General features: G+C 54.0%; 9 protein-coding genes. 2 read left to right on the top strand and 7 right to left on the bottom strand.

Annotation, left to right across the window (positions count from 1 at the left end):
• Nucleotides 1-143 precede the first annotated feature (143 nt).
• Nucleotides 144-3,806: a VWA domain-containing protein gene (locus AKG43_RS05555; RefSeq protein ID WP_054599574.1), complete on the top strand. Its 3,663-nt coding sequence runs from the start codon at nucleotides 144-146 to the stop codon at nucleotides 3,804-3,806.
• A gap of 134 nt (nucleotides 3,807-3,940) precedes the next feature.
• On the opposite strand, the gene AKG43_RS05550 is transcribed toward AKG43_RS05555, so the two are convergent.
• The 4 genes from AKG43_RS05550 to AKG43_RS05535 form a co-directional block, all read right to left on the bottom strand.
• A complete protein-coding gene (locus AKG43_RS05550; RefSeq protein ID WP_054599573.1) occupies nucleotides 3,941-5,038 on the bottom strand; it encodes a class I SAM-dependent methyltransferase in 1,098 nt (365 codons plus the stop codon).
• A 430-nt stretch (nucleotides 5,039-5,468) separates the two neighbouring features.
• Complete coding sequence (rmuC, locus tag AKG43_RS05545) at nucleotides 5,469-7,079, bottom strand: DNA recombination protein RmuC (RefSeq protein WP_054599572.1); 1,611 nt, start codon at nucleotides 7,077-7,079, stop codon at nucleotides 5,469-5,471.
• An 89-nt stretch (nucleotides 7,080-7,168) separates the two neighbouring features.
• Nucleotides 7,169-9,076: an arginine decarboxylase gene (gene speA / locus AKG43_RS05540; protein WP_054599571.1), complete on the bottom strand. Its 1,908-nt coding sequence runs from the start codon at nucleotides 9,074-9,076 to the stop codon at nucleotides 7,169-7,171.
• 112 nt (nucleotides 9,077-9,188) lie between these two features.
• On the bottom strand, nucleotides 9,189-9,626 hold the full coding sequence (locus AKG43_RS05535) for a hypothetical protein (protein ID WP_054599570.1): 438 nt from the start codon (nucleotides 9,624-9,626) through the stop codon (nucleotides 9,189-9,191).
• A 310-nt stretch (nucleotides 9,627-9,936) separates the two neighbouring features.
• On the opposite strand from AKG43_RS05535, the gene AKG43_RS05530 reads away from it, so the two are divergent.
• Nucleotides 9,937-11,277 (top strand): NCS2 family permease, encoded by a 1,341-nt coding sequence (locus tag AKG43_RS05530; protein ID WP_172392816.1) that lies wholly within the window; start codon nucleotides 9,937-9,939, stop codon nucleotides 11,275-11,277.
• Between the two features lie 121 nt (nucleotides 11,278-11,398).
• On the opposite strand, the gene AKG43_RS05525 is transcribed toward AKG43_RS05530, so the two are convergent.
• From AKG43_RS05525 to AKG43_RS05515, 3 genes are all read right to left on the bottom strand, one after another.
• On the bottom strand, nucleotides 11,399-11,914 hold the full coding sequence (locus AKG43_RS05525; protein ID WP_054599568.1) for a TPM domain-containing protein: 516 nt from the start codon (nucleotides 11,912-11,914) through the stop codon (nucleotides 11,399-11,401).
• On the bottom strand, nucleotides 11,914-12,816 hold the full coding sequence (locus AKG43_RS05520; protein ID WP_054599567.1) for a YgcG family protein: 903 nt from the start codon (nucleotides 12,814-12,816) through the stop codon (nucleotides 11,914-11,916). The genes AKG43_RS05525 and AKG43_RS05520 overlap by 1 nt, the downstream gene beginning before the upstream one ends.
• A gap of 91 nt (nucleotides 12,817-12,907) precedes the next feature.
• Complete coding sequence (locus AKG43_RS05515) at nucleotides 12,908-13,231, bottom strand: YnfA family protein (RefSeq protein WP_197273123.1); 324 nt, start codon at nucleotides 13,229-13,231, stop codon at nucleotides 12,908-12,910.
• Between the last annotated feature and the right edge of the window lie 47 nt (nucleotides 13,232-13,278).

Raw genomic sequence — 13,278 nt, 5'->3', positions numbered from 1 at the left:
ATATAAAAATATTTGAATATCAGTTATTCATTATTAGAACCGCTCGGGATAATATCGCTGGAAAATAAAAATATCCTTAATACACGCCACCAAGAGCAATCCCGTTTTACCCCCCTGTTACTTTATCTACTAAGGAGATTGTTATGAGCGAAAACACCAACATTCCAACCCGCAATGCCGATCCGGCCGTGGTCGTGCAAGGGACTTCTCAAGACGATGTGCTGTACGGCAGCACCGGCAAAACCGTTATTTACGGTATGGCCGGTAACGACACCATTCACGGCCAGTCCGGCATGGATACCATGTACGGCGGTCAAGGCAACGACAGCTTCTACATCAAAGGCGCAGGCGACACCGTGGTTGAAAATGCCGGCGAAGGCACCGACACTATTTACAGCAGTGTCAGCTACACTACCCCGCGCCATGTCGAGAACATTACCCTAACCGGCAATGCCCGCATCAACGGCACCGGCAACAACGAAGACAACGTGATTACCGGTAACGACAACTACAACCGTCTGAACGGCGGTCGCGGCAATGACAGCATCTACGGTCAGGCCGGTGAAGACACCATCGACGGCGGCGAAGGTAACGACAAACTTTACGGCGGTGCCGACCGCGACAACATCTTCGGCGGCGCGGGCGATGACGTGCTCGACGGCGGCGAAGGCAAAGACGTGATGCGCGGTCAAGCAGGCGACGATACGTACTACGTTGACAACGTAAACGACACCGTAATCGAAGAAGCCGGCGAAGGCACCGACACCGTTTACAGCAGCGTAACCTATACCGCTTCGCGCAATGTCGAAAACATCACCTTGACCGGTAGCGGCAACACTTACGCTTTCGGCAATAACGCCGACAACATACTCACCGGCAACAGCGGAAACAACCGACTGAGCGCAGGCCGCGGTAACGACACCTTAAACGGCATGGACGGTAACGACCTGTTGATGGCAGGCGACGGCAACGACGTACTCTACGGCGGCGACGGTAACGATATTCTGCGCGGCGACAAAGGCGACGACCTACTAGACGGCGGCAACGGTAACGACAAGCTCGAAGGCGGCAGCGGCAACGACACCTATGTGTTCGCCAAAGGTTACGGCCATGACACCGTTTCAGACGGCATGGGCAGCAATACCGTGCGCTTCGGTGAACACATCGGCGTGAACGACATTACCGTTACCGAAACCGACGGCAATTGGGTTGTGAGCCTCAAAAACAGCGGCGACACGCTCACCATCCAAAACCAAACCCAAGCCGGCGAAACCGTTGCCCGATTCGAGTTTTCAGACGGCCTTTACACTGCGGCCGAGCTGTGGAACACACTCAACGGCTCATCCGCCAATCCCGATGAAGACCAAACCCTTATCGGCACCGAAAACGATGATGTGCTCGTTGGCGGCAACGGCAACGATACTTTGAAAGGTCTCGGCGGCAACGATACCCTGCGCGGCGGAGCCGGTGCAGACGTGATCGAAGGCGGCGACGGTAACGACAACTTTATCATTGCAGGCGACTTAACCACCGGCAGCCAGTCAACCAATCCGGCCTACGACAAAGTATTGGGCGAACCGCTTGCCAACCTGAACGGTAAAAACTGGGGCGAGGCGGCAAACGGAGAAGTGCTGCGCGGCGGCGAAGGCAGCGACACGCTGTATGTATTCGGCACCACCGATTTAAGCGGTACTGTTTTGGAAAGCATTGAAAAAATCGAAATGCCTTCCAACGTAACGCTGCGTGCCGAGCAACTGGCAGGCTTGAGCGTAAACGGCGACGGTGTCGGCACCTTACGCATCAAAGACGAAAGCGAGCCGACTACCATCACCCTGAGCGAAGACCAGCTCAAAAATGTGAAACATTTAGACATCGGCAGCCATGTGGTTATCGAAGTGAAAAACCTTGCCGCCCTCAAAGGCTTGGAAATCATCAGCGGCAACGGCACGCTGCGCTTTAAAGAAGCCAGCACCCTCACCGACAGCCATTCCGTTACCCCGTCGGTAAGAGTGGAAAATGCCGACGGCACATCTGCCTACGGTAAAGCCGAAGTGCTCGACAACATCGTATCGGCCACCGACGATAATGCCGTCAGCCAAGAAATCAAAGATTTAAGCTATCGAGATTTGCTGGCTGACAACGTGAAACAAGAAGGCGCAACCGTTATCACGCTCAAAGGCTCAAGCGGTAACGACTACATTTCAGGCGGTAATACCGGCGATGAATTGAACGGTGCCGACGGTAACGACGTTTTAGTGGGCCGCAACGGCAACGACCTTTTCGTCATCGAAGGCAAAGGTAAAAAAACCATCATCGACGGCGGCAGCGGCAAAGATACCGACACCATCGTGTTGAGCAATGCCAAAGAAGGCGTCGAACTCGATTTGAGCGCATTTAAAGGCCATATCGGCAGCGACACCACCATCCAAATCGGCGCAGGCGGCAGCCGCGGCGTAGCGGGCGGCGACGGCGACAAAACCAACCTGATGCTGATCATCGACACCTCGGGCAGCATGTGGGGGCAGAATATGGTCAACGCCCAAAAAGCCGCCGTTGAACTCATCGACAAATACGGCCAAGTAGGCGACATTGCCATCCGCATCATCGGCTTTAATAGTTGGGGTTATGTGCAGTTCAACGGCATGGATTCATGGATGAACAAAGCCGATGCCGTTGCCGCCATCAACACCCTGTATGCTTCCGGCAGCACCAACTACTATTCCGCTTTGGATACGGCCGAAACTGCCTTTGTCAGCAACCGCGGCAGCATATTCCACGAAAACGGACAAAACTTTTCCATGTTCCTTTCAGACGGCTACCCCAATACACCCGTTCAAATGCCCCGCCAGCTCCAATGGGAAGATTTTGCCATTAAACACAAAATCGTTTCCCACGCCATCGGCTTCGGCGGCATTTACTCCAAAGACGCGCTCGAACCGATTGCCTTCGACGGCACCAAAGTAGCCGATACCGCCGCCGACCGCACGCCCGGCCAAATCGAACCGATTTTGGAAGGCGACATCGGCAAGCTTTCCACCACCGTGAGCGGCACCGCCAAAACCGACTTTATCGAAAACGTGGCAGGCAGCGCCTACGACGATAAAATCACCGGCAACAGCCTCGACAACGAAATCAGATCGGGCGCAGGCAACGACACGCTCAACGGATTGGGCGGTAACGACAAACTCTACGGCGGTGCAGGCAACGATACCTACCACTTCGGCATCGGCTACGGCCACGATGTGATTTACGACAACCAAGGCAGCAATACCGTGCATTTCAACGGCATTTCGATGGGCAATATCAGCGTACAGGCCGTTACCAACGGCAACGGCATGCAAGACTGGGTGATTTCGGTTAACGGTCAAACCGCCGACACGCTGACCATTGCCAATCAGTCCGACAAAGCAGATGCCGCCGTTACCTCGTTTGTGTTCGCCGACGGCACCATGACCAATGCCGAATTGGCCAAACTGGCCGGTGTTGCCGCCAGCACAAGCAGCGTCGAAAGCACCGAGCCTGTTTTAGCCGTTACCGCTTTGGGTTCGACCACCGTGGCCGAACACACCGGCCCGGCTGTCGAAGTGCACGGCAACAACCTGCCCGCCGCATCCGAAACAACGGCAAACGCCGTTTCAGACGGCCTGCTCGACAGCAGCACCGGTTCGCTCGACAGCGCACTCGACAGCGTTCTGCCTGTTTCTGCGGCCGGCGGTTCGGTGAATGCCGTTGAAGCAGCCGTTTATGCAAACAGCGACGCAGCCGTGTACAACGACGACAACGCTTACGCCGCTGCCGTTATCTAAGCTCCGGCTTTAAAGCAACGCAAAGGCCGTCTGAAAAAATTTTCAGACGGCCTCAGACTTTTTTAACGGCATCCGCGTGACCGGCACGCCTTAATGATTAAAACCAATAAACTGATATCTTGGCAGAATAAAGTTTACTTGCCGGATGAACTTTTACGGCACCGCAGAATGCTGTGTCCCCTGCCTAATTTGTCGTGTATCTCCACCACTTGCAAACCGGCGCGTTCCACACAGCGGATCATGTCTTCTGAATGATAGATTTTGCTGTTGCCGTTGGCCATTACGGTGAAATAGACACTGGTTTGAGCCAAACAATAGGCGGCGGTTTCATATTTCTGTCTGTCCCAAAACGGCTCCATGATATAGAGGTCGGTCTCCGCGCCCATCGAACGGGCGGCACGGCTTAAGATGGAGATTACTTCTTCTTCGGAGAAACAGTCGAGAAACTGGCTCATCCAAACCGCATCGAAACCCGTGGGAAACGGCACTTCGGCATCCAGCAGATCGGCGGGGTGGCCGTGAATCCGTTCTTCACCGGTTTTGCCCGCCACCGCTTTGCGCATCAGGCCGATTTGCTGGGGCAAATCCATAATCGTTACCTCAACGTCGGCACGGTGAGCCACGCACTGCACCGCCCAGCGGCCGGTATTGCCGCCGACATCCAGTAGCTTTTTAACCGGTCGGGAAAATACGATTTCCAATGCTTCGGCAAACGAATTGTCGGAATAGTAATGGTCGAACGCAAACCATTTTTCCTGCGCCGTTTCAGGCAGCTGCGACAGCCCTTCGTAAATCGTGGGCCAATCGCCGAACACTTTCAACCCTTCGGGCTTGCCGTTTAACAAAGTGGCTTCCAAATCAAACAGACCCTGATAACACACCTCATGCACAAAATCCATGTTCACGCGCGCCATCTTGTCTTTGGTTAAAAACCAGCCTGCTTTAGAGATAAAGTAACGGTCGCCCTGAATCAGCACGGTGCCGATGGTTAGCGAAGATTCCAGCAACACTTGCGCCGCATAACGGCTCAACCCGGCACTGCGGGCAATTTCGTCCAACGTCATGCCGTTGCGCTCTTCAATCAGGCGGTCGAATATGCCGAACTTTACCATCAGCCGCGACACTTGGAACACAACCGGCGCAAAGGCAATCTCTTGTGCCAAACGCTGTGCATCGCCGGCAGAAAGCTGCTCGTTGGAATAACGTTTTTCTAAAGCAGGAAATAACTTCATAACGTATCAAATCAATAAAATAGAAAATTAATGATGAAACGGCAAACAACAGCCGCATTGAGGCCGTCTGAAAGCGAGCTTGCGGGCTTCGCTAAACATTTCAGACGGCCTCAAACCATATTACATATTAAGAGTCTGTTCAAAGCCTAAAAAGACTGAACCGGTTGATTATAACATTCCTAACCGCCGCCGACAGCGTACCAAGCCGCAGTCGCCATGCCTGCCGCCGTTTTTACAAACATAGCCGAACCACTTAAAAATAGTACATACGTCATACTCGGGCTTGACCCGAGTATCGTGATGTTCAGCAAATTTAGGAGATACTCGGGTCAAGCCCGAGTATGACAGTTGTGTTATTAAGTAAATTGATTAACTATACTCCCCTACCAAACAACAGCCGTCTGAAAAGCAGTTTTCAGACGGCTGCCCGTTAGGGCGATGATTCGGCTTCTCCGCTGCCTGCGGGCAGCTCCAATGCTTCTCCGCCGGCTTTTTCCGCCAAACTTTTTTCCAGCTGCTTCGAGGCTTTTACGCCCAGTTTGCGCAGTTTTTCGGCGCGGTTCACCAAATTGCCGCGGCCTTCGGAAAGCTGTTTGAACGCGGCTTGGTATTGGCTTTGCGCCTGCTCGATGTTTTTGCCGACGCTCTCCAGCGTGGTCACGAAGCCTACGAATTTGTCGTAGAGCTTGCCGCCTTCTTCGGCGATGGCGATGGCGTTTTGGTTTTGCTGTTCATTGCGCCAAATATTCGCCACCGTGCGCAGCGTCGCCAGCAGGGTGCTGGGGCCGACGGGCATGATGCGTCTGTCGAAGCACTCTTGAAACAGGTTGTCGTCGTGTTGCAAGGCCAACAGGTAGGCGGGTTCGACGGGGATAAACATAAACACGAAATCGAGCGTGTTCACGCCTTCGATATGGCTGTATTGCTTGAGCGACAGGCTCTTGATGTGGGCGCGTACGCTGGCGGCGTGGGCGGCGAGTGCGCGTTCGGCCTCTTCAGGCGTTTGCGCCTGCGTGTAGCGCACATAGGCGGTGAGCGATACTTTGCTGTCGATGATGATTTGTTTGTTGTCGGGCAGGTTGACCAGCACGTCGGGTTGCAGACGGCGGGTGCTGCCGTCTTCTTCGTGGCGCACGGAGGCCGCTTGAACAATATATTCGCGCCCTTTCACCAAGCCGGAATTTTCCAGCACGGTTTCCAAAACCATCTCGCCCCAGTTGCCCTGCGTTTTGTTTTGCACGCCGGTGAGCGCGTCGGTGAGGGCTTTGGCATCGGTGTGAAGCTGGGTGTTGAGGGTTTGCAGGCGTTTGAGTTCGTTTTCAAGCGTGAGCCGCTCTTTGGCTTCTTTTTCGTAAGTGCTTTGTACCAGCTCGCTGAATTTGCCCATGCGCTCGCTGAGCGGAGTGAGCAGGCGGTTGATGTTTTCGGTGTTGTGTTCGGTAAAGCGTTTGGTTTTTTCTTCGAGAATATTGTTGGCGAGATTTTGAAACTGGTCGGTTAAGCTTTGGCGTGCTTCGCTCAACAGGGCGAGTTTTTCTTCCGAGGCAAGGCGTTCCTGCTCGATTTGGGTATGCAGCCTTTCGTTGCGCACTTTCAAATCGGCCACGGTTTGCTGCAATTGAGCATAATCTTCTTTCAGACGGCCTAATTCGCTTTCGCGCGCCTGCAAGCCTTCGATGTGCTGTTTGGCGGCGGCAAAGCGGCTGTGGATTTCCTGCACTTCGGCCTGCAAATCCTGCGCGTGACGGCGGCTTTGCGCCAGCTCGTTTTGCAGCGGCTCGATCTGGCTGCTGCGGGTTTCGGCGGCGGCAAGGGCGGTTTGGGCCGTCTGAAATTGCTGTTGCAGGGCATCAAGCGCGTTTTCCGCCTCGGCCTGCTCTTGCGCGGCGAACTGGTATTGCTGGGTGCGTTCGGCAAGCTGCCCGTTCAAGCGGTTTTGCTCGGCCTGATGTTTGTTGCGCAAAATCAGCCAAGTGATGAGGATGCCGAAAAAGGCGGCGGCAAGGGCGGTAAGGATGAGGTAAAGCGTAGATGTGTCCATAATGAAACAGGCCGTCTGAAAATGATAAAGCGCGTGCACTATATCATGTTTCAGACGGCCTGTTTCAGACGGCTCGAGACCTTTGCTTATCAGTCTTCTGCATCTTCCGGATCGGTACTCAAATAGCTGCTTTGCTTGAGCGCGTGCATAAATTCGGCGGTAAACAGTTTGCGCTCGGTCGATTTAAGCTGCGCCCAGCGGGTTTTTTCTTCAAAACGGTTAATCACTTCGCCGGTGGAAAGATGCACATAGTGGAGCATGTCTTCAATGGTGTCATGCTCTTCCATGCCGCCGAATTCTATATTGCCGTTGTCGCGCACATACACGTTTACCGAATCGGTATCGCCGAAAAGGTTGTGCATATCGCCGAGAATTTCCTGATACGCCCCCACCATAAACACGCCTAAAACATACGGCTCGCCGTGTTTCAAGTCATGCACGCTCATGCTCGATTCGATGCTTTGCTGATCGACATATTGGCTGATTTTGCCGTCTGAATCGCAGGTTAAGTCTTGCAGCACGGCGCGGCGCGTGGGGCGTTCGCTCAAGCGGTGCAGCGGCATAATCGGCAGCACTTGGCCGATGGCCCATGTGTCGGGCAGGCTTTGGAACACGCTGAAATTGCAGAAATATTTGTCGGCCAGCTTATCGGTAAGGTCGTCGTACACCTGCCGTTGCGAACGTCTGCCCGCCTGAAGCTGGTTTTTCAAACGGCGGCACAACACGGCATGAAGCTGCTCGGCCAAGGCTTTTTCTTTCAGCGGCACTTTGCCTTCGAGATATTGCTCGGTGACTTCGGTGAGATAATGGCCGACGCGGTAATAGGTTTCGGTTACCATTTCGCTGTCGTTGGTATCCAGCAGCGTAATCAGTTTTTTGGTGGCAAACGACAAATTTTCGGCATCGGAAATTTCCGGCACTTGCTCGGGCAGCCGCTCCACATCGGTGACATTCATCACCAGTACCGCATGATGCGCCGTCATCGCGCGGCCGGATTCGGAGAAAATATGCGGATGCGGCATATTGTGTTCGTTGCAATATTCGGCCAGCATCGACACAATCACATGCGAATATTCGCCCATATCGTAGTTGATGGAGCTGGCATTGCGCGAGTGCGTGCCGTCGTAGTCCACACCCAAACCGCCGCCCACGTCCACATACTCAATCGGCAGCCCCAGCCCGCGCAGTTCGGCAAAATAACGCACCGCTTCTTTAAAGCCCATGCGGTAATCGGCGATATTGGAAATTTGCGAACCCATATGGAAGTGCATCAGCTTCACATTGTCGGCCAAACCCGCTGCCGTGAGCTTTTCCACCGCCGAAATCAGTTGCGCGGCAGAAAGGCCGAACTTGCCTTTTTCGCCGCCCGTATCCGCCCATTTGCTCGACGACAGCGACGACAAACGCACGCGCAGGCCGATATTGGCTTTGATGCCCAGGTTTCTCGACTCCTGAATCACCAAATCCACTTCCGATTCTTTCTCAATCACGATAAACACTTCATGGCCGAGCCGCTGGCCGATGAGCGCAAGGCGGATGAAATCGCGGTCTTTATAGCCGTTGCACACAATCGTGCCGCCTTTGGGTGCAAACGCCAGCACAATCATCAGTTCCGGTTTGGAACCGGCCTCCAAACCGATCGACACCTGATCGTTTTTCGGCACGATGATGTTTTTCACCACCGATTCCTGCTGGTTCACTTTAATCGGATAAATCGCCGTATATTTGCCCTGATATTCGTTTTTGCGGATGGAGCGGTTAAACGCCGCACACAGCCGCGCCACACGGTCTTGCAGAATATCGGGAAAGCGGAACAGCATCGGCAAATCCTGCCCGCGCTCGTTGAGCTTAGCCACCAAACCGTATAAATCGACTTCGGTATCACTGTTGTTGTTGGGTTTGACCATCACATGACCGTTTTCGCCCACCGAAAAATAACCGTCACCCCAATGGCGGATACCGTAAAGCGACGCGCTGTCTGCTGCCGACCAAGTCATATTCAAAGCCCTCAAAACTGGATGGATAAACGGCGGCATCATAGCATAAGCGGCCGACGGGTCGGGGAAATTTCAGACGGCCTTACTTATATTCCCTACTTATATTGATGTGTCAGCAATCGTTTTGCGCTGTAAAACCAACGGGAACGGTTAACGTAAACGGTGTATCGGTGTAGTCGTCCAAACCTTCGCATTCAAAGCAATAAACGCCTGTTATCGTCACAACAACACCGCCGTTTGCAGCGGCTTGGAAAACCAAAGCGGTAACGTCAATCGGATGGTGCACTTCATCAAGATAAATTGATCCGTCGATATAAGGCATGGTTGGCGTGGCGGCGGCATCGTTGAGGGGAAATTGAAATGACCGGCTGATTAAATCTTGCGGTTGGAGCGAGGGCAGCCTGATATTGTCGAGGCGGATTTCGGTTTCTTCTTCGCAATCTTCGTTCCATCGAAACGGATGCAGAGCAACGGTTAAGGAAGCATCGTCGGGCAAACCGGATAAAACGGCGTGGCGCGGGCGCAAAAGCTGTGTGGGAAAATAGGTCATTGCAGGCTTTCTGAAAATAAATCATTGGTGATTGGACACGCACGGCAATTGTGCGTTCCGAGCAATCCGATACCTTTGTGCCCAATGTGGATGCCGTGCAAAAAATAACAGCACGGCAAGTGCAAACAATGGCCAAACGGGTTTTTGCAAAGATCTCTCTTGATCTATGGCATATTCAGTTAGCCTGCGTTTGCAAGAAGCCCGCACATTGGCCTTCGATTTGGTTTTTTACTCTCGAAGTTTGTTCAAAGCCCGGGCTAATCGGCTATAATGCGTGCTCGTTTTACTTTCTTTAACTTAAATATACATTATGAATACCTCTCAACCCAGCTTGTTGGAACGCCTGTTCAAATTAAGCGAACACGGCACGAATATACGCACTGAGATTATGGCCGGCTTCACGACCTTTCTCACCATGTGCTACATCATCATCGTCAACCCCGGCATCCTTTCGACTACAGGCATGGATTTCGGTGCGGTGTTTGTAGCCACCTGTATTTCCGCAGCCATCGGCTGTTTTATTATGGGTGCGCTGGCCAATTATCCGATTGCCCTCGCCCCCGGCATGGGCTTGAACGCCTACTTCACGTTTTCGGTGGTAAAAGGCATGGGCGTGCCGTGGCAGGTTGCTTTGGCTGCGGTGTTTATGTCGGGCATCATCTTTATTTTGTTCAGCTTTTTCAAAATCCGCGAAATGCTGGTCAATGCCCTGCCCATGAGCTTGAAAATGGCCGTTGCCGCCGGTATCGGCCTGTTTTTGGCTCTGATTGCGCTGAAAGGCTCGGGCCTGATTGTGGCCAGCGAAGCCACTTTGGTGAAAATGGGCGAGCTGTATGTGATCGAAAACGGCGTGAAACTGCCCAACTGGCCGGTTTTATTGGCTTTGCTGGGCTTTTTCATGATCATCGTGCTGGATTATTTCCGCGTGCGCGGTGCGATTATTCTCAGCATTTTCGCCGTTACGCTGATTTCCATTTTTTTGGGTTTAACCGAATTCAAAGGCTTTACGGCACCGATTCCCAGCATTGCGCCTACCTTTATGCAGATGGATTTCAACGGCCTGTTTAACGGCAGCCTGATTGCCGTGATTTTCGTCTTTTTTCTGGTGGATTTGTTCGACAGCACCGGCACGCTGGTGGGCGTATCTCACCGTGCGGGCTTGCTGGTGGACGGCAAACTGCCGCGCTTGAAAAAAGCACTGTTCGCCGACTCTACCGCCATCGTAGCGGGCGCGGTATTGGGCACGTCGTCCACCACACCTTATATCGAGAGTGCATCGGGCGTATCGGCAGGCGGCCGCACCGGTTTGACCGCCATCACTGTGGGCGTGCTGATGCTGGCGTGTTTGTGGTTCTCTCCGCTCGCACAAACCGTACCCGGTTTCGCCACCGCACCCGCCCTGCTCTACATCGGCGTGCAAATGATGCGAAGCGTGCTTGAAATTGAATGGTTCGACATTACCGAAGCCGCTCCGGCCTTCCTGACCATTGCTTTCATGCCCTTCACCTATTCGATTGCCGACGGTATCGCCATGGGCTTTATCAGCTACGCGGTAATCAAACTGCTGTGCAACCGTTCTAAAGAAGTACCGCCTATGGTATGGATTGTGGCCGTGGCATGGGCAGCCAAATTCTGGTTCTTGGGTGCTTGATACTCCGTTAATCATTCCGAACGATGCGTTCAGGCATTCAAACAATAAAGGGCAGATGATTCTGCCCTTTTTGTTTTTCAGACGGCCTCACACTTCAAGGCACGCCATATATTAAATGCCGTTATCTCAACACCACATCGTCCGGCAATTCGTTGTCGCCGCCGTTACATCCTTCACTGCGCGGCAGATGCTCGGTCAACAGCCCGTTCACTTCACGCAAACCGTTTTCCAAACCCGTTACAAACGCACCTTGGCGGAAAGCTTCGCGCATGGTTTGGCAAACGTGCTGCCAGTCCGCATCATCGACTTTGGCTGCGATACCTCGGTCTGCCACGATTTCAACCGCATGATCGGCAAACGAAATATACACCAGCACGCCGCTGTTCATTTCTGTGTTCCATACCCCCAACTCGCCGAACCACTGCCACGCACGGGTGCGGGTATCCAAACCGCGCAGCACCTCGGCACTGGGGTAGCGGGATTCGACCACGAAGCGTATCTGCCCGTAGTGATTTTGCTCCGACAAACCGATTTCTCGGCTGATGCGCTGCAAATCAGAAGTAGGCAGATAGCGTTCCACCCTAAAGCGCGGATGCAGCCAATGCTGCCATAACCGTTTGAATTTATTTTGTTCCATTACCATCCTCCCGATGCACCGCCGCCGCCGAAGCCGCCGCCTCCGCCGCTAAATCCGCCTCCGCCGCTGCTCCAACCGCCCGAGCCGCCGCCGAATCCGCCGCCAAAGCCACCACCGCCGAAGCCTCCCCCCCTACCGCCTCTGCCGCCACCGCCGGAAATGAATGCGCCGCTGCCCAAGGCAAAAGCCAATACCGTGCCGAACAATCCGGCCAATATGCCGATAAACACGCCCAAGCCCAGCACAAGCGCGGCAACAAATACCAAACCGCCCGTTGCCAAGCTGCCGAAAGTACGGCCAAATAAGGCTTTTAAAAACGCGCCGGCAAAAAACGGCAGAATCAACAGCATCATCCAGCCTTCTCCACCTTCATCGGCGTAAGACGCAGTCGGCTCGACTTCAGGCAAACCCTCGCCCGCAATCAGTTTTTCCACCTGCACCACCGCTGCGGTAATCCCTTCGTCGGTTTGGCCTGCACGCAGATACGGGCGCAATACGTCTTCGAGAACCCGTTTGGCGTACACGTCGGGTATTGCGCCTTCCAAACCCCGGCCCACGGCAAGATGGGTTTTACGTTCGTCGCGCACCAGCAGCAGCAACACGCCGTCGCTGATGTCTTTTCGGCCGGGCTGCCAAGCTTCCATTACCCGGGCGGCGTAGTCAAACGGCGTTTCCGGCTCGATCGTCGGCACGGTCAGCACCATAATCTGGCTGCCTTTTTCGCGGCTGTATTGCAGCAAGTGTGCGTTCAGCTGCTCTCTGGCTTGCGGCTGCATCATCTGCGCCGTATCCATCACAGGGGCGGTAAGCGCAGGCACCGGCGTCAGCTCGGCGGCAAACAGCCACACGCTCGCCAGCATCATGGCCAGAAACGCGCCGAAGCGTTGTATTGCAGATTGCATGGAATTCCTCTTTACAAAACAGATTTCAGATTTTCTGACGGCCCCATCCTATGCTATAGGCCGTCTGAAAACACGGCAGGCGCAACCCAAGCTACTGGCGCGCGCCCGCCATAATCACCGCCATACCGCTCAGGCACAAAGCCACGCCTATCCAGTCGGTGAGGTGCGGTTTCACACCGTCCACCGCCCACAGCCACAGTAAGGCCATGCTGATATACACGCCGCCGTAAGCGGCATACACTCTGCCGCTGGCGGTCGGATGCAGCGTCAGCAGCCAAGCGAATGCCGCCAAACTCAAGGCGGCGGGCAACAGCAGCCACGGCGAACCGTTTTGCCGCAGCCACACATAAGGCAGGTAGCAGCCGATGATTTCCGCCAAAGCCGTAGCCACAAACAGCAACAGGGTTTTCAGCATCGTTTTCCGTCAACGTCAAAACACAGGCGGCCATACATTTCAGACGG

The sequence above is a fragment of the Neisseria sp. 74A18 genome (assembly GCF_001308005.1).
Classification (GTDB): domain Bacteria; phylum Pseudomonadota; class Gammaproteobacteria; order Burkholderiales; family Neisseriaceae; genus Neisseria; species Neisseria dumasiana.
This window is presented reverse-complemented; position numbering and strand designations above follow the sequence as displayed.

Excerpts from the sequence above, each read along its gene's own strand:
- AKG43_RS05555 (WP_054599574.1), top strand. The coding sequence starts at position 144 with ATGAGCGAAAACACCAACATTCCAACCCGCAATGCCGATCCGGCCGTG.
- AKG43_RS05550 (WP_054599573.1), bottom strand. The coding sequence starts at position 5,038 with ATGAAGTTATTTCCTGCTTTAGAAAAACGTTATTCCAACGAGCAGCTT.
- rmuC (WP_054599572.1), bottom strand. The coding sequence starts at position 7,079 with ATGGACACATCTACGCTTTACCTCATCCTTACCGCCCTTGCCGCCGCC.
- speA (WP_054599571.1), bottom strand. The coding sequence starts at position 9,076 with ATGACTTGGTCGGCAGCAGACAGCGCGTCGCTTTACGGTATCCGCCAT.
- AKG43_RS05535 (WP_054599570.1), bottom strand. The coding sequence starts at position 9,626 with ATGACCTATTTTCCCACACAGCTTTTGCGCCCGCGCCACGCCGTTTTA.
- AKG43_RS05530 (WP_172392816.1), top strand. The coding sequence starts at position 9,937 with ATGAATACCTCTCAACCCAGCTTGTTGGAACGCCTGTTCAAATTAAGC.
- AKG43_RS05525 (WP_054599568.1), bottom strand. The coding sequence starts at position 11,914 with ATGGAACAAAATAAATTCAAACGGTTATGGCAGCATTGGCTGCATCCG.
- AKG43_RS05520 (WP_054599567.1), bottom strand. The coding sequence starts at position 12,816 with ATGCAATCTGCAATACAACGCTTCGGCGCGTTTCTGGCCATGATGCTG.
- AKG43_RS05515 (WP_197273123.1), bottom strand. The coding sequence starts at position 13,231 with ATGCTGAAAACCCTGTTGCTGTTTGTGGCTACGGCTTTGGCGGAAATC.